The organism is Nostoc sp. (assembly GCF_036917195.1).
In the GTDB taxonomy this organism is placed as follows: Bacteria; Cyanobacteriota; Cyanobacteriia; order Cyanobacteriales; family Nostocaceae; genus Nostoc.
Genome location: NZ_JBALDG010000039.1, coordinates 139797 through 159816, shown reverse-complemented (window position 1 = coordinate 159816; position 20020 = coordinate 139797). Strand labels below are relative to the sequence as shown.

At 41.0% G+C, this 20020-nt stretch carries 13 protein-coding genes and 1 pseudogene; 2 read left to right on the top strand and 12 right to left on the bottom strand.

Annotated features, from left to right (window positions below; genetic code table 11):
• Nucleotides 1-50: 50 nt before the first annotated feature.
• From V7K40_RS14165 to V7K40_RS14150, 4 genes are all read right to left on the bottom strand, one after another.
• Nucleotides 51-3002: a methyl-accepting chemotaxis protein gene (locus V7K40_RS14165; protein WP_334960546.1), complete on the bottom strand. Its 2952-nt coding sequence runs from the start codon at nucleotides 3000-3002 to the stop codon at nucleotides 51-53.
• 14 nt (nucleotides 3003-3016) lie between these two features.
• Nucleotides 3017-3547, bottom strand: a complete 531-nt coding sequence (locus V7K40_RS14160) for a chemotaxis protein CheW (protein ID WP_273766906.1) — start codon at nucleotides 3545-3547, stop codon at nucleotides 3017-3019.
• A gap of 13 nt (nucleotides 3548-3560) precedes the next feature.
• Complete coding sequence (locus V7K40_RS14155; RefSeq protein WP_334960544.1) at nucleotides 3561-3926, bottom strand: response regulator; 366 nt, start codon at nucleotides 3924-3926, stop codon at nucleotides 3561-3563.
• Nucleotides 3927-4338: 412 nt separating this feature from the next.
• On the bottom strand, nucleotides 4339-5517 hold the full coding sequence (locus tag V7K40_RS14150; RefSeq protein WP_334960542.1) for a response regulator: 1179 nt from the start codon (nucleotides 5515-5517) through the stop codon (nucleotides 4339-4341).
• Between the two features lie 389 nt (nucleotides 5518-5906).
• Here V7K40_RS14150 and hmpF point away from each other — a divergent pair, with 389 nt between their 5' ends.
• Nucleotides 5907-7670, top strand: coding sequence for a pilus motility taxis protein HmpF (gene hmpF / locus V7K40_RS14145; protein WP_334960540.1), 1764 nt, complete (start codon nucleotides 5907-5909; stop codon nucleotides 7668-7670).
• 469 nt (nucleotides 7671-8139) lie between these two features.
• On the opposite strand, the gene V7K40_RS14140 is transcribed toward hmpF, so the two are convergent.
• From V7K40_RS14140 to V7K40_RS14130, 3 genes are all read right to left on the bottom strand, one after another.
• On the bottom strand, nucleotides 8140-11631 hold the full coding sequence (locus V7K40_RS14140; RefSeq protein ID WP_334960538.1) for an NACHT domain-containing protein: 3492 nt from the start codon (nucleotides 11629-11631) through the stop codon (nucleotides 8140-8142).
• 891 nt (nucleotides 11632-12522) lie between these two features.
• Nucleotides 12523-13524 carry a tRNA lysidine(34) synthetase TilS gene (gene tilS, locus V7K40_RS14135; RefSeq protein ID WP_334960536.1) on the bottom strand — a complete coding sequence of 334 codons (1002 nt, stop codon included), beginning with the start codon at nucleotides 13522-13524 and terminating at the stop codon, nucleotides 12523-12525.
• A gap of 12 nt (nucleotides 13525-13536) precedes the next feature.
• Nucleotides 13537-13800 (bottom strand): Uma2 family endonuclease, encoded by a 264-nt coding sequence (locus tag V7K40_RS14130; protein WP_334960534.1) that lies wholly within the window; start codon nucleotides 13798-13800, stop codon nucleotides 13537-13539.
• Nucleotides 13801-13841: 41 nt separating this feature from the next.
• Between V7K40_RS14130 and V7K40_RS14125 the strand changes: the two genes are divergently transcribed.
• Complete coding sequence (locus tag V7K40_RS14125) at nucleotides 13842-14192, top strand: hypothetical protein (RefSeq protein ID WP_334960532.1); 351 nt, start codon at nucleotides 13842-13844, stop codon at nucleotides 14190-14192.
• A 290-nt stretch (nucleotides 14193-14482) separates the two neighbouring features.
• Here the strand turns inward: V7K40_RS14125 and V7K40_RS14120 are convergent, their stop codons facing one another.
• From V7K40_RS14120 to V7K40_RS14100, 5 genes and pseudogenes are all read right to left on the bottom strand, one after another.
• Entirely contained in the window at nucleotides 14483-14821 is a 339-nt protein-coding gene (locus V7K40_RS14120) for a KGK domain-containing protein (protein ID WP_334960530.1), read from the bottom strand.
• Nucleotides 14822-15032: 211 nt separating this feature from the next.
• A complete protein-coding gene (gene ccsB / locus V7K40_RS14115; RefSeq protein WP_334960528.1) occupies nucleotides 15033-16103 on the bottom strand; it encodes a c-type cytochrome biogenesis protein CcsB in 1071 nt (356 codons plus the stop codon).
• Between the two features lie 311 nt (nucleotides 16104-16414).
• Nucleotides 16415-18205: a DUF3352 domain-containing protein gene (locus V7K40_RS14110; protein WP_334960526.1), complete on the bottom strand. Its 1791-nt coding sequence runs from the start codon at nucleotides 18203-18205 to the stop codon at nucleotides 16415-16417.
• 462 nt (nucleotides 18206-18667) lie between these two features.
• Nucleotides 18668-19232 (bottom strand): annotated as a pseudogene (locus V7K40_RS14105) (Uma2 family endonuclease).
• A 31-nt stretch (nucleotides 19233-19263) separates the two neighbouring features.
• Nucleotides 19264-19839, bottom strand: a complete 576-nt coding sequence (locus V7K40_RS14100; protein ID WP_334960524.1) for a Uma2 family endonuclease — start codon at nucleotides 19837-19839, stop codon at nucleotides 19264-19266.
• Nucleotides 19840-20020: the final 181 nt, after the last annotated feature.

Here is a 20020-nt window from a genome sequence, read left to right as displayed (position 1 = left end):
GTGAGTTTTGATTTTTATTTCTAACTCCTCACTCCTAACTCCTAACTTTGTCACCTAGTTTCCATAGTTTCCACTCGGAAACGTTCAACGGAGGCGATCAAGTCACGGGATACACCTACTAAGTGTTGTAGGGCACCGGAAACTCGCTGGGCTTCCTGGGAAGTTTCTTGCGCGGTGAGTTCTACTGATTGCATTACATGAGCGACGGCGCGGGAAGTCTCAGTTTGTTCCACAGTGTCGCTAGTAATTGAGCGCACAAGAATATCGATGCGATTCGCCACTTGAATAATGTTTTCGAGTGATCGCTTGGCTTCTTCTGCCAATTTTGTCCCTTTAATTACTTGTTGTGTGCCTTCTTCCATCGCGGTCATCACCGAGCCTGTTTCGCTTTGGATTTGCATCACAATTTGTTCAATTTCCTTGAGGGATTTAGCAGATTTATCTGCTAGCTGACGCACTTCGTCTGCGACGATCGCAAACCCGCGTCCAGCTTCTCCCGCTCTTGCCGCCTCAATACTAGCATTGAGTGCTAACAAATTTGTTCTCGAAGCAATCTGGGAAATCAACGCCACAATTTTAGAAATTTCTTGGGAAGATTCCGCCAACCGCTTCACTTTGCGAGTGGTTTCGGCAACGGTTTCTCGAATTTCCAAAATCCCCGCCACAGTATTTTCTACTGCTTCCCCACCTTTGAGAGCGATCGTACTAGCATCACGGGCGACGGTTTCGGCTTCCCGCGCCGCCTCTGCTACCCGCTGAATCGAATCGGTCATTACCTGTACAGAATTCAGCGTCACTGCCAACTCTTCTGCTTGGTGCAAAGCATCACCAGATAAGGCTCTAGCAAAGGTTTCAGAGTTGGTTGCACCTTTTGTGACATCCTTCGCTGCCACTTTTACTTGTTGGACGATATCCCGCAGGTTTTGAATTGTCAGGTTAAAGGCGTCAGCTACAGCCCCCAGTACGTCGGCTGTTACTTCAGCTTGGACTGTTAAATCTCCTCTAGCAGCTCCTTCTACATCATCCAACAGGCGAATCACCTGACGTTGCAAGTTTTCTTTGGCTTCCTCTTGTTCATCGGCTTTCCGCTGGGCTTCACTTGTAGTCGTGAAAACTACCCGCGCCATTTCATTAAAGCCAGTGGCTAAGTGCCCCAATTCATCTTCAGAAAACACTGTGGCTTGAGCATTCAAATTTCCTTGGCGTACAGCCTCAAACTGAGCTTGCAGATCATTGGTTGTGCGGCGAATCTGTTTGAGTGCAAGATTTCCCATGAAGCCTGCGGTAGCAAAACCTGCAATCCCAGCGGCTAGTGACATTGCCCAACCTGTGTTTCGTACTGATTCTCTTTGTTGGGGTGGAGAAAATGTGGTAGCGACAAAGCTAACTGTGGCTACGACCAGCGCTGAGACAATGCCCACACTTCCAGCAATTAACCATTGTTTCCTTTCTATGGAGGCATTTTCTAATGGTGCTAACCAGCCTTGCTCGACGCTAACGGTGGGTTCTAGTTTCGAGACATCTGTTTGGCTAAAGACTGGAACTGCTTCATGCGAACCAGTCATCGAGAATAGTTCCTCTTCGCGATCGCTAGCTGCATCACTTAAAAAAGCCTCTGCGCTTTGAGGGCGTCCACTACCACTAGTTTCTGCTGCTGGAGCAGAATGCATTGCTGCATCACCGATGTTAGAATCTCCTTCGATCAGGTCAAACCCTGGAATGTTGCCTAAATCGTCAAATTCCTCAAAATCATCTAAAAACTCGATATTACTCCTAGAATTTTCTCCATTCTGTATATTGTTATTGTTTGAGTCTTCATAAGAGATTAAACCCTCTGAGCCAAAGGCAGACTCAAATGCTTCCATATCAAAATTTTCATCGTCATCAAAGCTATTTTTACCGTTGATTTCACCTGATTTTAACTGCTTTTCTTCGAAAGGTAGATTGCTGCTAAAAGATGAAGAATCATCAGATAAATTTGGCAGGAAATCTTCCTTGTTTCTCAAATCCTTTGACTTTAACCAATCATGTGCTTCGGTTTCAAACAAGTCATCTTTATTTTTGGATTCCAAGTTCTTTGTTGATGAACTGTTTCTAAATTCTTCTTCAACAATTAGTAAAGTTTCGTCTTCAAGATTAGATTTTTTATATTCTAAATTTCCAATCATAACCTCTGGAGACTTGGGATCACTCAAAAAAACAGGTAAATCATTCTCGCTATGACCAGTTTGTGAATTAGAAAAGGAAGAGTTATTATTGTCAATAACTGAATTTATATGAGCAGAATTTATCCCATTATCTGAAAACTGACTATTTACTAATAATGATTCTTCAGAGCTATCTTCTGACATATCTTCCTGCCAGAAAGCAGGCAACTCTAATTCTGTTTTCTCCTCCCAGTTGCTATTTGACTCTTGTTCCTCCGATTCTTCATCCAAGGCAAAAGGATCATCACCAAAAGCTGTAGATGAATCTGATATTTTTCCCTTTCCAATACTATCTTCTGTGGGGATGTCAAATGGACTATTTGAAGATAGCTCTTCAACGCCATTCATAGTTTCTTCATGCTCACCAGAAAAGTTCAAATTAAGGCTCTTGCTGTCAAACTCCTCACTAGCGCCGAAATCTTCTAATTCTTGTTCGTTATATGCCAGTGCATCAGATATCTTTGGGGAATTTATTTGTTCTTGACTTCCTGATGTATCAATCTCTCCACTGAATGACTGGAGATATTGATTTATATTCTCAATTCCATTATTGGCAAAACCAATAATTTCTTGATCATTAGTCAAGCGTAATACGTGTTGATATTCTTCTTTTGCTACATCATACTGCTGCAAAACATAGTAGATGTGACCCCTTAATAAATGAGAATTGGGGTCATTTGGTAAATTTTGCACCACTTGGTCAACTAAAGTGGCGGCAACCTCATAATTCCTTTGAACATAGGCGGTCATCGCCTGTTGATATGTTGGCTCGTAATTATCAATACTTGCTGCCATTTCCTCCTCCAATTTCATCCTGCCCACCGCGCACTTCGTAAAATTGCCATTTGATCGAGCAGTCGCAGACACTGTTTGTTTTTAGCACTTAATAACCACTCTCCACGTAAAAAGGGAGCCATAGTATCTGGAACACTGATTGATGGCATGAGATTCTGGACATCCAACCAGTCCATACCACCAATTTCCTCTACTGCTAAACCCACTATCGTGTCTTGCTCTTCAATGGCAATCACCGGAATTTCAGCTCTATCCGTGTTTAATGCACTTGCTTCCCCAAGAAATTGACCCAAATCAGCCACCCAAATAACTCGACCTCGTAAATTTAGAGTACCCAAAAGTAAAGGAGAAGCATTAGGAATCGGGGTGATTCTATCAGGACTTAGTTCAATTACCTCCCGAATACCAGTTGCTTGTAGTGCAAACTCCTGATGCGAGGGAATGTAAAACCTTAAATGTAACTCACCTTCAGGACTTTCTACTTGTAATTCAGGTCGGAAATGGTCTTGACCACTGCCACTTAAAAAGTCCGGTTTGCTGACCATATTGCTTTTATCCTTATCCTCGCAGCAGTTGTTTGACTGTTCCTACCAACTCGGTTGGTTGAAACGGTTTGGCTATGTAGGCGTCTGCACCCTGTTTCATGCCCCAGTAGCGATCAAATTCTTCGCCTTTGGAAGAACACATAACCACAGGGACATTTTGGGTTTTTGGATCGGATTTTAACCGCCGACAAACTTCGTAGCCGTTCATCCGGGGCATGACAATATCCAATACTACTAAATCGGGAGGTGCTATTTGAATTGCCTCCAATGCTTCTAATCCGTCACTGGCATGGGTCACTATTAGGCCAGTCGCTTTCAGGAGGTCTGTAATCATCTCCCTTTGCGCGATACTGTCTTCCACAATCAGAACTGTACTCATAAGTGTCTATTTACCTCCTGATGTAGACGTTCCTACTTGGAACATTCCCTGATTTCTCCGCAAGGATTAACTGTATAAATTAATTCTATTTTTCACTATTTTCCCGGATATTGACGTTTCACTGAGTTGGCTGACTCTGTGATAACATCTTTTAACTCATCTTTTAGTAGATCAACAAATCCTCGGTCTGTTCATGTGCCCATGCCCTCTCAATTTTGGATTAATGCGATTTTAGATTGTTCAATCCAAAATCCAGAATCTAAAATTCTTCTGCCCCATACAACTCTTGGAGAGGCTGCGCCCTAAGCGTAGCTATGCCATAGGCTTTACGACGCCGGCTCCATCGAGCGTTCGAGTAGCGTCTCGTAGAGAAGTCGAGATGCTCAGTACAAGTGCCGTGTTTACCCAATTTTCATTGGTTGTTGATATATTTCTGGACGAGCATAAGTAACTCAGTGTCTGTAAACGGTTTTGTTAAATAATCTGTTGCTCCGACCATACTAGCTTTGACTCGATCAATAAATCCATCTTTACCAGTAAGCATGATAATCGGTATGAGCCGAAATGCTGTTGAATGTCGCAGCATGGCGCAAACCTCGTACCCCTCCAATTCCGACATGGCAATGTCGCATAAAATTAAATCCGGCTTGAGTTGAAACACCAGACTCACTGCCTCTAAAGGATTGGTGAGAGCGATCGCTTCATAACCTTGTGGTTGTAAGATGGAATTTACAGTCTCACCGATGGCGATCGCATCGTCAATACATACTATTCGCCCCTTTTGTTTTCCCTTCAATTCCCAGCTATCCATGTGGGTATCTGGTTTAGTCGTCTCTGAATATACTAGTTGTAGCCAACTCTGTTGCACATATGGATATATTGCCTTAGCGACTGTCAAAATGTCTCGGTTGAGATAGCGAGCCAGTTGACGCAAGGATGTTTTACCATCAGCCCAGTGTTGTAGCTTATTTACGGTTGCTTCTGGTAGCGAGGATTGTAGCCGAACTTTGTCAGATAACACTGGCAATTGTTCTGGAGACTGAATGTGTGGATACAGTTGCTTCCACTCTTGCACTTGCTTCGTAATTTTTGTAACAAATGGAGCAATTTCGAAAGTGTTTAATTGCGGGGCAAGTGCCGCACCCTGATGGAAAATAAAGTTACCTTGGTGTAAACTCAGCAGGTCAAAGAGAGTATCATGCACTAAGCCGTGAATGATACTACCAGCTATCTTTGGGTTGATGATATTCCGCTCCAAGAGTGCCCAAAGATAGGCATATTCTGGCGCGTCGGTTGATGGTAGGGAGGCAATTTGTTTGTCGGTAAGTCGCATCTCTACTCGGTAATGACGTAAATAATCGCTAATTCTGGATAAATTACTCTCACCTTCTTGACAATAGATAATTTCACCATTGAGGAAAAACACGAACCAAGACTGTTGTTCGAGACGATAAATGCTTGCTCCATCTCCACCCAGTCTGTTGTTATGGTGAGAGCTATGAGCTTCCACCCATAGTTGCCCAGTTCGCTGTCCCAACTTAATCAATTGCAGGATACTGCAAATATCAATTTCATTTAAATTTCCCTGCATTTAGCTAAAAAGTGCTCCTTAAGTATTGCTGAATTTTGAATTGTAAATTGTGAATTCTGACTTCTTCAAGTATTGATTATGGAGTATTGAAAAGATTTTTACTCTGTATCTTTATTCTCATCGGAGAATACATTAAGCTATAAACCTTAATTTTTCGTAATACACTTCGACAAAGCTAGTGTTAACACGGAAGTCATCATCACTGTCATCAGTACAAAATATAAAGGCGCGACCAATTCGCTTTTATAAGTATCAAGACGTAACATCTCGCGTCTATAGTTTTGTCTGTCTTGTTCTCCTAAACTTCAGTTCAGTGAGACAAGTTAACAGAATTATTTAAGGTATATCCCAAAACATGAACTTTAAGTGCATCAATAAGGACTAACGGTGTGCTGTATTTAGCAGAAGTACAAAAACAGAAAGGTGGTTTACTTAGTGGCGGTGCCAAAACCGAACTGAAACTGCTAGCTTGTCAGCGAACTGACCAGAATTGGAGTACTGTGTCGGAAGAAGTGATTGCTGCTGAGGACGCAAGCAAATTAAATGATGGTGCTTTGGTACTAGTTGAACTAAATCCGAATCGTCAAGTGCAGCGGATTCAAGAAGCAGGGCGTCCACTAGTCAACATTTTGCAGAATTTTTCTCGGCAATTGGAGAAATTTAAGCTTAAGGAAGATGAGATTGATCAGTGGAAGCAGTCACTGACGTTTCAGGCGCAAGAGTTGAATCGCCGTGAAATGGACATGGAAGTACGCTCAGAACAGTTGCAACAATTGGAGGATGAGTTGCAACAACTTGAGGAGCAAAAACAGAAAGTTGATACATCCCGCCAAGAAATTGAACGGTTACAAACACAAGTTGAGCGCAACCGCCAGGAATTGGAAGGCGCTTGGGAGCATTTGCATGGTGAGCAGCGTCGCCTGGAGGAGCGTCAAGCAGATTTTCAACAGGGGACGGTTTTAGATGAGGAGCAAAGTCGAGTAATGAGTGAGTTACTCGATCACTTATCTAGTCGTGTTGCTCCCACGGAAACAGTCAGAGAACACCTGCATCTGGCCTTTGAATTGGTTCAAAAGCAGCAAGCTACTCTTACCCCCCACTGGCAAAAACTGGAGGAGCAAAAAACTGCGATCGCTCAACAGCAAGAAGAAGTTGAGCGTTTGTCACAAACCTTTAGCGATCGCCAAAATGCATGTCTTGAAGCACAAAATTCTCTAGTTCAGCAAACAGCCCAATTGCAGATAAATACAGTAGACCTTACTAGCAAGCAAGAGTATGCTCGGATAATCAAAGAGCAGTTACGAAACGCCGAAGAGTTATATCAACAGATTCACTCTTTAGCAGCAACATCTGGTGATGTAGTTCTCGGTCAACAAGCTGATGTGGAAGCTTTGGAAAAAATGCCTTTAGAAGAACTACAAAAAATAGTGCAAGACTTGCAATATAAGGTGCAAATAGACGCTAGCTTTGTTCATGATCAAGAACAAGAACTGACATATAAACAAGAAGCTATAGAAGAACTTCAAACTAAAATAAATCACGCATCTGACCATGACCACATCAACTTGGAACTGGAACTAACAGATGAAAAAGACCTTTACCAGATGCTAAACTCCAGTTTGGTGGGACAACGCCGCAATATGCTACAGCATCAGAAGTTTCTCAAGCAACACCAAGCTGTACTGCTGCGGCGGCAAGGACATACTCTTACTGATGCAGAAGAAAGTAACAACAAAATTAATTTAGAACCGATTCTGTTACAAATTGAAACCCAACGGCAACAATATTTACAGGAAATCCCAAAACTGGAACGGGAAATTGAGCAGATTCGTTCTGGTATTGAGCTAAATCAAGGAATGATTGACAATCAAACTCACGATCTGGATGAAAAGCGCCAAGAACTCAAAGCGATCGAGGAAAACTTGCTGTCCCTGCAAAGAACAACTGCTGAGTACTGGGGTCGGGTGAATCTGTATCAAGAAGCACTACAACCAATTCAGGATTCACTTGATGGCTTACGGCAAAAGCTGCAAGAAATTGGAGAATCTTTAGAGCAATTTCAGGAAACTGGTGATTATCAACTCCAAGCGATCGCCCAGTTGCGTCATACTCTCCAAAGTTTAATATCTCAGCCAGAATTGTTAGCCTCATAAAAAGTGCCCAGTGCTGAAGGTAGTGGCTGATACCATTTTGGATTTTGGATTGAGAATTACCTTCTGCATCTGGGTTGTATGAATCCATCTGTCGCAATCATTTTTCAAATTGGGATGAAACCTGTAGATAAGCTGGTAAACAGCGATCTCACGTGCGCTTACTCCTCAGTGTTCTCCTGTGCAGCAAGCCGGAGAGTTTCTACATCAACATTAGACCTCTTGCAAAAGTCCCAAACACCCTAGCCTTAATCCCTCCTCGCTTGCGGTGAGGGGGGACAAAGCTACGCTTTGGCGGGGTTGGGTTCTTATTTTTGATTTATGCAAGAAGTTTTATGAGTTCAAAGAGTAACCCAGGAAAGCGCTTAAAAAATTTGGTAATAAATGCAGTCCCGTTTCACTAAAATATCGAAACAAGTTTATTGATTAGTATTAATCTTATCGTTAAGATTTACAAATTTTGTCTCAGCTTTTATCCAATCTCATTAATCCAGGCTTGAATAGCATTGAGTAAATTTGCCTGGTTAGCTGGAAAACCTCTCAATGGTGCGTCTAATGGTTGGTCAGTGATAAAGGCAATATGCAAAACATCTGTTAATTTACGGCAGAAGGTGATAATTGCCTGATTGGTTTCGCAGTTACTGATAATTAACGCTATGTTTTCTTTTTGCAGATGCTTTTTAATTGGCAGAATAATACGCTCTAGTTGGAATGCGTTGTTAACTTCTGGTATGATTTGTGAATGTGAAAATATTTTTTGATAGATACGGTTGCAAATACCTTGAGCAATAGCACTAATATCTGTTTCGTCTTGAAGTGTTTTTAGATTGAGGGTAAGCGGATGTGTTTTATCTGTGCTTTGGAGCTGATTAAGGATTGAATAAATATCTATAAGGTTAGTTTCTAAATTTTGAATTAAAGATGATTGACTATGCCAAACGCGAGAGAATTCAGAATAACTCATATTTTGGGCATAGTACCAGATATATTCTCTAGATTCTATCATATATTTGGATTCTGAGTTCAAATTTTTATTGAAAATTTTTGTGGGTAGTTTATCAAAGTGTAAACTTTTACACAAGTCCTTAGCAAAGCCTGACTGCATATTAGGTGGAAACCATTGACTGAGAACTTCCGTAGCTCTGGAATTTCCTGGATCAATTAATAATAGAATATCGGCTACTGTATATAAAATATCTTCATGCTGACTATCATCTAACAACATAGTCAACACATTAATTGCGTTCACGTTGCGAGTATTAATAGCGATTTTCTCTAAAGTCTTTAACGCCTGTTGCCAAGTTTTAGAATCCTCAAATTTTTGTAGTAAGTTAGCTACAGCTGCTATAGCTTTATCATTCCCTACACTAATTTTTTTTAAACTCCACATTATATTTCTGCAAGTGGATTCATCTTCACTATTAATAAGTAAGTGAATCAATGCGTCAGTAGCTTCTGTATTTCCAGGGTCAGCTATACCCAATTTTTCTGCCACTTGTTGGTGAATTCGTTTATCATAGTTATTTTTTAGCAGTTCGCTAAGAGCAGAAATAACCTTTAAATTTCCAGTACCTATTTTCGCTAAAATATTAGAAATTCTGAGACGAGTTTCGTTTTCTTGATTAGAGTATAGTAAATTAACTAATTTGTTAATAATTATTAAATTATTAACCCCAACTGCTATCAAAGCTTGCTCTGCATGATTACGATAATCTTGTCCGATTTCAGTAGTTTTATCACCAGTAAAGAAATCTTCGCTTTCGCACATTATTTGACTACCTTTGCAAAGTAGTTCAATTAAAATGTCAATTACTTCTTGATTATTAGGCTCTACTTTAGCAAAAATTTCAGCGGCTGCTCCCCGAACTAATTCATTATCAGATTGTAGTTCTTTCCTCAATTCTGAAATCGCCTCTGATTCATGGAGGCCAATCTGTTGGAGTAATGAAATAGCGTTGTCGTAAGTACACCATGCGCTGATATGCCAACAGGATAGATTTATGAGAGCTTTTATAGCTTCAGGGTTACCTGGGTCAATTTTATATAGACTCTCTGATGCTCTGAAATTGAGTTCAGGCTTATTATTCAGTATTTTTGAACGAGTTGATAGTTGATCCAATTTAGAAATAGAATTTGACTCCGACTCAGCTTTTAAATCTGGTGAAGCTGCAAGTTCATCATGAACAGTAGTACGAAGTACTTGAAGTAAAGCATTGATGACTTCCGAATTACTAAAAGCAATTTCTCCTAAAATCCTTGCTGCTTCTTGACGACCTGACCAATCTTGACTTCTTTGTAATAGATGAATCAGGATAGTAATAGCATAATTATTTACAGGGTCAATTAAGCCTAAACACTCAATATCTAGTAAATTTATCTTTCCATCTTGTTGCCGTTTATCTTCGATTAAAGATTCTAAACATTCAGCGGCTAAGATACTGTTAGTTCTTCGTAGAGCTTTCCTAGCAAAATTTTGAATATACAGTGGGAAATCCTGCCATTTTTGTTTTTGCTCATCGAAATAACCAACTGCCCACAAGGAAATTAGCCCTACAATGTCTTCTGCAATACTACAGTCTTTGTACTCTATAATTAGGGTCGCTGCAAGTGCAATTGCTTGATCCCGATAAAAACCATTACAGCCATCTTTAAACTCAAATAAAGCTTTGATAAACTCTTCTTTATGGTCTTTATCTGCCTGACATACAATTTTTTTACCAAACCATAACAAAATCACTTCTTGCCATTGAGGTTCAAAAATGTGATAAATACCATTTTCTGGATTTTGGGGAACATGATTAAGAAAATAATGCCAGTTATCAATCACCAACGCAGCAAAATATTCTTGAAAGTTGGGATGAAAGAAAGCATATACAGGTTCATCATTGCTTGCATCTCTATCTACCAAATTCAACCAACCTACGTCACAAGCTAATTTGAATAACTTTTCCCCTATTTCCTGAACAGCTAAACTTGCTTTCAAACGAAACCTAGAATTGCTGTTAATTCCTGCTAAAGCTAATTTGCCTAATGCTTGATGTAATTGTTGTTGTAGTTCATAAGAGTCACTCACCTCTTGAGCTACCACATCAGATTTCCACTCATAAAAATACCGAGTGAATATTTCGTAAAGTTGAGCTTTAGTTTCTGGTAACTCTCCTTGCCCATTTTTATAAAAAATCTGACACAACAGGGCTAATCTAAGAGGATTTTTCACCAATTCACGAATACGCTCTTGTCTTAGTTCCTTTAATTTCGCCTGTAGTTCTTGACCACGCTGTATGTTTTCAGCACAGGTAAACCATTTTTCAATAAATTCTTCAACTTCTTGTGACTGAAATTCGTGAGTTTTATACGTCTGAAAATCTATCAATATATTATTGTTGGCATTTGCGTCCCAAACATTTAAGCGACAAGTCAGCACTACCCGCGCCTGTCCTGGCCAGTCCGTTAATTCTCTAGAAATTTTGGCTAATGCTTGTACTGGCGAAGATGCACCCATCTCATCTACACCATCTAAAAGTAACCAAACACCACCTTTGCGAAAACGTGTAATTAGCTGATTCTCTATTTGTGGAGTGGGAACAAATTCAGCATTAATTAATCCTATTGCTTCTGGAAGCCATTTTTTAAGTAGATAATCTTCTAAAGTCATCCCTTGCAAGCTGGCGAGAGATATGCAGATAATTAAGTCTTGATTTTCTTTTTTGATGTATGAAGCGATCGCACTTAGTAAAGTAGTCTTCCCTGCTCCCGGTTCCCCAACTATAGCAATATGCTTATTTTTACCTGCGTTCCGTTGAGTAATTACCTGTTCTAGAAATTCCTTATGGGCGTAAATTTTAGTAATAGCTTCTTTCTGTAGCTGATAAACTTGCTCTCGTTCAAGATTTTCATTTCGACGTTGTTGCTGTTTGCGTTCTACCAATCCTAGTGGAACATGAATATTTACTTCAAATCCCATTGCTGTTGCTTTGCGCCTGATTCGCTGAGATTCTTGCTGCTTTTCTAATATGGTGTGGCAAGCTTGCTTCCAATCAATATCATCTGTATTAACTAACGAGTCATTTAAATTTAGATCAGGCGCAGGCTGAGAACTAATAACTACTTCAGGTGTTTTTTTAATCTGTCCTGCTGATGCTAGTGAACCCAACTCTTGCTTTAACTCCTTCACTTCTTGGGCTGCTTTTTTGGCATCAGTAGCAGTGAGAAGACGCTCCATGCTGTCTAATGCACGAAAAGTATAGTCATAATCAAACTGATTGAGATTATTATGCTTTACATTATTGCGTACATCTCGCAATTCACTCACTAGGGAGCGCTGAAGATGATCAAATTTTTGTGGCTTATAAAAAACATCGTTCCAATTGTCCGAAATTAGTTTGAGTAACACTTGAGGGTCGTTCCAGTTGAGATCATTTCCTTCAATGTGGTATTCCTGTAAACGCAACCTTGCATTGTGCAACCAATTGTTGCCGTATTTCTCCTTCATTTTGCGCTTAATAAAAGGTTCAAGCGCTGGTGTTAAAATTTCTCCTAGGGCTTTATCGACTATATCTTTATAAATCTTGTTTTGGCTGGGCATACTTTAAAAGTAGACTTTGTAGTTAATTGTGTTATGTAAAGCGAAATTTCTTGGCATACCACGGGTACTTACCCTTATGTACTTAATAAGCCCAAAACCCAAGGAGAAATATCAAAAATTTTCAAGAAAATGATTACTTTTTATTCAATTGCGCTCCCAAGCACTAAATGGGAGTGAGATGCACTGCCATTCAAAACGCTTGTAGTAAAGCACTTTGAACTTTGATACAACCTATCTTTCTTATTTTTTATATAAAAGCTATGCTCAAAACTATTTCAAACAAATCCAGTCGCCTTCTACTTGAGCGATCGCACCACCAGGAAATGGATCAGTTTGCGATCGGTTTGGTGCTGTAATCAAAGCCGTTAATTTTTCGATGTGTTCAAAACTGGGGGCATCAGTCAGTATTTGCTGCAACACCTGACGCATCATGCGACGTTGCAGTGCCAATGGTGCTTTTTGCAATACCCGACGATTTAACCGTAAGGGAAGAAGAGAAGTAAGGGAATCTTCTTCATGCCCAATGCCCCATGACATCGCCTTTTCTCGCAACTCCTGGGCAGCTTTTTCTAAATATTCCACTTCTGCTTGGAGAAGTTCTGCTGTTTGAGCTAAGGCTGATTCTACTTGGGGGTTGAAATTATCCCGCAAATATGGTATTAACTCTTGGCGAATGCGGTTGCGGGCGTATTGCAAATCTTGATTGGTGGAATCTTCCCAAATTGGTAATTTAAACTCTTGACAAAATTGCTCTGTTTGTCTTCGAGTGATTTCTAAAAGTGGACGCACAAGCATAATGCTCGTAGTTAGGGAGCGTTGCCAAGTCAAGGCTTGTAAGCCATCAGCACCAGTACCGCGAATTAAGTTGTAGAGGAGAGTTTCGGCGCGATCGCTGGCGGTGTGTCCTGTAAGTATATATTGATAATTATTTGCTTGGGCGATCGCACTTAAAGTTTGATAGCGCCAATCGCGTGCAGTAGCTTCACTATTTATAGGTTGGTTAGCTGTTTCTAAATAAAAGGATATACCCCAAGTTTTAGCTAAGTTTTCGACGTGATGAGCATTAGCTTGGGAGTCAGAACGCCAGCGATGATCACAGTGAGCAATACCTAAATGCCATCCCCATTTGGATTGTAAATCTAAAAGTAATTTTATTAAACACAGAGAATCTTGTCCGCCGGAGACAGCGATTAATAGACGTTGGTTGCGCTCAAATAAGTGGCGCGATCGGATTGTGCGATGTATTTTTGCGTGTAGAGGAGTCCATACCATTTTTAGAACTTCTCATAGTTTTTGGATTTGACTTGCAGCTATAAGTTCTTTAACAGTTAACGCTAGTTCGGGGAAAGTAGTAGAGATAATACGGTCATTGCTCGTAAACTTTTGAACTTGGTACTCTCCGTCAACTAACTGGTAAACAAAAATCGTGGGGAATTTGGGATTACCGAGATAAGCACGAGAAGCGATCGCCAGATAATCTACAATCCAATATTCAGGGATACCAAGTCGCTGATACTCATCTAGGTTGTCAAGGATACAAGAATGCAATTTAAGTAGATGAAAACTGCTGTAATGAGTCTTTAATACTCGTGGACGAGTCTTTGATACTCGCAAACGAGTCTTTTATACTCATGGATGAGTCTTTGATACTCGCGGACGAGTCTTTGATACTCGCGCAAGAGTCTTTGATACTCGCGCAAGAGTCTTTGATACTCGTGGACGAGTCTTTGATACTCGTGGAAGAGTCTTTGATACTCGCGCAAGAGTCTTTTATACTCGTGGACGAGTCTTTGAACTCGATTAATGAACTTCAGAGCTTCATTTGTGAACCTTGGAGCTTTGCTGATGAACTTTTGAGCTTCATTCGTGAACCTCAGAGCTTCGTTAATGAATCTCGGAGCTTCGTTAATGAGTCTTTATACTTAGAACTTACGCAGTGAAAACCTGAAACCTCGATCCCCCCTAACCCCCTACCGTGTATACACAAGTCGTATTACCCCCCTTAATCCCCGCTTTCTAAGGGAGGAACTCGGAAATCTGGTTCCCTCTCCAATCTTCGGGGAGGGTTAGGGTGGGGTAATACGAGAGTCTAAACCCAGGTTCGTAAGATATTTGCGACTTGTGTGTACACCGTAACTTTTTAAGGGGGGTTGGGGGGATCAAAAACTTATGGGGCAACTCTAGAAGACTTGTGTTTACACCGTAGACTAGCAGAAAGTGACTAAGGTTCTTAGACTTTAGTGTGATCACTCATGGGGTATTCGTTTTCCACTTGTTTGAGTTTTTGAAAAATTTCATCAAGTGGTGACTCAGATTCATCAGGACAAAATTCTAAAGCAAGTCTAACTTTTCCTTTTTTCCATCCCAAAGTACTAAATTGCAAAACTTCACAATTTAATCCTTGGGTATATAAATTTACTTCATCTGTCTCTTCTGCTCCAATAAATTCTTTAATTGCTGTAATCAAATCACGGACTTTAAAGGTTTTAGCAATATTTAACTTATTAAAAGTGTCCGGTTCTATAGACACAACTTCATCATGGTTTAGTCTCTCGAATCCATCTTCCATAAAAATCTCCTGTCAATAAATCTATATTTTCCAGAGATATAACAGTTCATCCGAAACAAAATGATGATTTTATAAATTTAGTACTGCTCAAATAACAATTCAGTAATAATTTAATGTCCAGTAAATTAGCCTATAATTCTCGCGTTACCCTCCCCTTACCAAAGGGAGGGTGCGCGGTAGCGTGGATGAGGTAGTTTTATTTAAACGGTTACTAAAAGAACCAACCGTAAGAATGTAAACCTTTACCTAACAGATTTACACCGAGATAGCAAACCCAAACAACAACAAAGCCCGTCGAGGCTAAAATTGCGGGACGACGCCCTTGCCAACCGCGAGTAATTCGGGCGTGGAGGTAGGCGGCGAAAACTAACCAGGTGATTAATGCCCAAGTTTCTTTGGGATCCCAACTCCAGTAGGAACCCCAAGCTTCGTTAGCCCAAACGCCACCGGCAATGATCCCAATTGTCAGCAGGGGAAATCCTAGTCCAATGATGCGATAGCTGATGTTGTCGAGGGTTTCGGCAAGGCTAAGGCGCTGGGGTGAAAGGAGTTCAGCAGATGCTGCTACAGTTTGAGGCTCAGAGGTAGTTACTAAATTCAAAACAGCGGTGTTAGCATTACCGTTGCCGTTGCCGTTGCTACTAGTTTCAAAACGAGCAAAGCCGTTATTTTCGGCAGAAGGGGCTGGTGGTTGAGAAATTAGTTCAGATGCTTTGTGTAAGCGGTAGCCGTTGCTGCGATAGCCACCAGTACCTACAGAACTACCTTGTAGTTGGATGTTTTGACCGCGAGTGACCACTAAAAAAGCGATCGCTAATAACGCGCCCACCATCAAAGCAGAATAACTCAACATCATGACGCTGACATGCATCATCAACCAATTTGATTTCAAGGCAGGTACTAGGGGTTCTGACGCTTGCATCTGGGATGGTAATGTCATAGTAGCAAAAGCAGCGATCGCCATTGCCACAGGAGCTGTAACAACTCCTACTAAGCGGCTACGGCTACTACTTTCAGCAATTAGATGGACTGTGGTAATTCCCCAAGTTAAGAAAAACAGAGATTCATACAAATTACTTAAGGGAAAGTAACCAGCTTCTATCCATCGTGCCCCTAGTAGAGTAGCCATGCACAAATTAGCGATCGCCATCCCAGCTGTGCCCAAAGCGGCTAGATAAGGCAGATTCGGAAAAGCCGCTCCTCCCCAATACACCAGCATTGTCAGGAATAATATGGCAAAGGAGGCATTGTCCAGCCAGTTCTGGAGTACAACTAGATTCATAAAGTGTTCTCTCCGTGGATAATTTTAAATATGGATTCTGACTGTTCTGATCCTATATGCTTACAGGGTCATGAAACAGGGGAAAGTTATGAGTTAGGAGACGCGATTAATCGCGTCTGTTATAAATTAATTATTTTTAATACCATTTCATTTTAAGGTTACTACAGATGATATCGCTCTGAGGTAAAGACACACCAGACGCGAAGATTGATGTATAGCAAGATTTTTGAGAATTGGTACAACTCCTAACTCCTGTATAGACGCGATTAATCGCGTCTCCACTACTTAACTCCTAACTTTTGCAATTGCTGTTATGGAGAAATTGTAGATGGTGTAGCAGAACTGCTCTTACTCCTTTCTGGACTAGGCAATGTAGTCATGTTGGTAACTTTTTTGAGTGCGATAAAAATGTCATAACGGTTACTGCGACTATCGCTGACAGCAGATGTCATCCCAATTGAACGCGTTGCATCTAGCAAAGTTTCTTGATTGGGAATTAGAGTTGGTAAAGGGAAATTTTTCACAGTTCGTTCCACATCTAAGAAAAATTGACCATTTGTCGGATTTGGTTCTGTAGGAACTGTCTGTTGGAAGGGAAGAGTGCTAGCTAGTGTGTTGTTGGGTTGGGGAATAATTTTATCAGTGATCGGAGCGCCCACTACTAAAAAGGCGACATCTCCATCTAACCAGCCGTGGGTGGCAGTTAACGTACCATAAGGTGAAACCCAGTTAACAACGGGTTGACCTGCGACTTTTGCCGATTGGACTTGGAACTGGTATTGATTTCTCATCACTTCATCAAGCTGTTTTATCGATGCTTCAGCTGATTGGCGTAGGCTTTGCCCGCCTTCTGAATCGCTTGCCTGTACCATGAACACTAAACCTGCACGAAAATCATCTGGTGAACCTTGTTTTGGAGTAGTAGGAATCACTGATAAGGAAAATTCGCCTTTCATCCAATCGAGCAAATCTTTATCTAAATCGAGATTGGTAAGAGATTTTATCCCACCTCTGATCTGTTCTGGTGCGATCGGCGAAAGGGGATTTCCCTGAGATGTTAAAACGTAATCTCCCCACAACCGCTGCAAGTTACCGCCAGACAGCATCATTAAGGTTTCCGCTGGGACACGGCTTTGCATTTTCCCAGCTTTGTTTTCCACCGCCAGCACCCGTTGACTATTAGGGTTTAGCCAAGAAACGCCCTTTAAGCGAATTCCTTCTGGCTCTAACGTCATTGTCCCCGCTAAACCTTGGTTATTTTGCAATTGAGCCAAAACTTGAGCAGGTAAAGGGCGGTTTGGAGAAGCTGCGGCTATTTTAGCTGCTGTTGGCACATTTACGTAAAACTGGGCAAAGGGTTGGTAATTGGCAATTTTCGGAAAATTCTCAGCAAAACCCCCTGTTGTGGCTAGGGATGTTTTATTTTTGTAAGCGTCAATTGCTCGTTCTGTGGCTTTGGGACTATCAGTTATGATTAAAAAACGCCCATCTAGTAATGCCGCTGAGAAGTTCTCACCTGCTTGTCCCTCACTTTGTTTAATGGCGATTCCTTGATAAGTACGGTCAATCCATTTGCCTTGTTTAAGGGTTTTCGGTCGTGCCAAAATGTTTTTGGCGATTTCTGGGTCTTTCACTGGCAATACCATTACCATCGACTGCTGATCGTTAGCAGTATCTTCATCGGTGGTAGCAACTGGTTTGGGTGCAGGTTTATTCGCTGTGTCTGGGGCAAGAAATGCGATTGTGACGTCATCGCCTACCCAAGGAGCGACATCTTTCTGGAAGTCGTAACCATTATTAGTCAGAAAGCGATCGCGCAATTGTACTAAATTTTTATCCAGTTCTGCTTGGGTTTCTTTTGTCCCAAACTGCCGCAATTTCTGCCACTGCTGGGGATCTGTTGTCAGAGAAACCGCAAACAGGGCATCACCAGGAATAATATTTGCACCTACTAGCAAATCGTTGGAAGATAGTTGTCTCTGGCTTAACAACCAGTATGCCGCGCTCCCTGCACCAATCAATAACCCAGCAGCCGAGAGCGTCAGCACCAAAGACGGTTTCTTATTTTTCTTCATCGGAACAGACACAAGAGGCGGTGCCATTGAAACCTATACCTTATACTTGCAAACTCATCACTTGTTTGATTGGTTAAGTTAACCAAAAACTTTCTGGTTATCTAGGGCAGTTAACTGCATAAATTTCTCCATCCTAGACACAGATGATATTTCCGTAATAAACCTTCCCGAGTCTTTAAAAAGCTGTGTTTTTGGCTCAGTTACCATTTTTAACACGCTTTGTTGAATTTCGTCGGACGTTTCCCTAAGATTAATTCCTCGGTCGGAAAGTTTCCGCAAGTAAATCCGTTAGTCCAAGCAATTTGAGAATATAACTAACTGGACAAAGCTGCAAGTCATAATTAGCTGACATTACTCTGGGTTGGCAAAGCTTCCGTTCGTTCCAGGAAAGGAATATGAAGTACTTTGGCTACAATTTTTAATCAGCGATCGCATCTTTTGGATGGACAATGTGGTAAGCAAAGCTATGCCCTTAGGCTTATCGCCTACCTATACTTGCAACTCAAATTCAGGTAATATATCTTCTCCAGAAAGAATCGCTGGCATTTGCACAACTTCTACAGCCTTCAAAAGTCGGTAAATTTCCACTCTTGCATCTTGAGGATTAATCAGCCAACCCAAACGCAGACCATTTTTGATGTGTTCCTGCATTTTCTCTTGAATTGATGCCAGCCGATCTGCCTCCGAACGCAGTTCAATCACAAAGTCGGGTACAAGTGGCGGAAATTTTTTTCGTTCTTCTGGTGTTAAAGCTTCCCACCGCTCCAAGTTCTACCCAAGCAGCATTAGGAGAACGTTTTGCACCGTTGGGAAGTATAAAGATAGTTGAAGAACTAAAAACTTTCCCTAATTTAGCTTGACGATTCCAAATTTCTAAATCAGCGATCAGTCCAGCTTCTTGATTTCCGCTTTCTCCTCCTACTGGTGGCATAATGATTAATTCTCCGGCTGCATTCATTTCCAGGCTTAAATCACGATTGGCAATACACAATTGATAAAATTGCTCATCGGTTAAATGAGCAATCGGTCGTAGATTTAGCACAACAGTATTCATTAAACCTATCCTCGTGCCTTTGTTGCTAACATCAGTAGGAAATTTTTGCTTGTAGGAAAATTTGTTGAGGTGTAATTTGTAGCCCTTCAAATAAGGAATCTTCTAACCTATCAGTACCGCGTTTAGTTTGAAGGAGAATATGATGATAAAAAATAGTAATAGTTTTTGCTCTAGTATCAATAATCCAAACTCGTTGAACTTTAGCTTTTAGATAATCAGTTGCTTTTTCTATCATTTCTGGGAAAGTTTGACCAGGGGAGATAATTTCAATGACTAATTCGGGTGCAACAGGACAAGCCTCATCTTGCAACCAATCAGCAGAAAGACGGTTATAAGAAATATATGTCAAATCTGGTACAGGAAGCCAGTCTTGTTGATTTCGTGTTAGCTTAATTGCCCATTCAATTACAACTCGTCCCTTTCCTTGCGCCCATGCAGACAATAGTATAGATAACGCATTTGTTATAGAACGATGAAAAAATTTTGGTGATATTACATCGTTTTTGAATTCGGGAACAGCTTCTCCATCAATGAGTTCGGAGATGATGTCTCCTTGGGGAAGTGCGAGAAATTCTTCGAGGGTGAGTTGGGTTTTGAGTTGAATCATGGTTGGTTTTGGGGATGACTCTATTTTAGATTTTTACCGATCTCAAATGCTTCATCTGGGATTTCCTGTTTCTACTTTTAGGCATTCCCGCTTCTCCTGTCAAAGACGCTATGCGTAGCTTGCTTCCACGTTCGCGGTAGCGTCTTTGTTGGCGCAGCCTCTCCGTCAGGAGAAGGAGAAG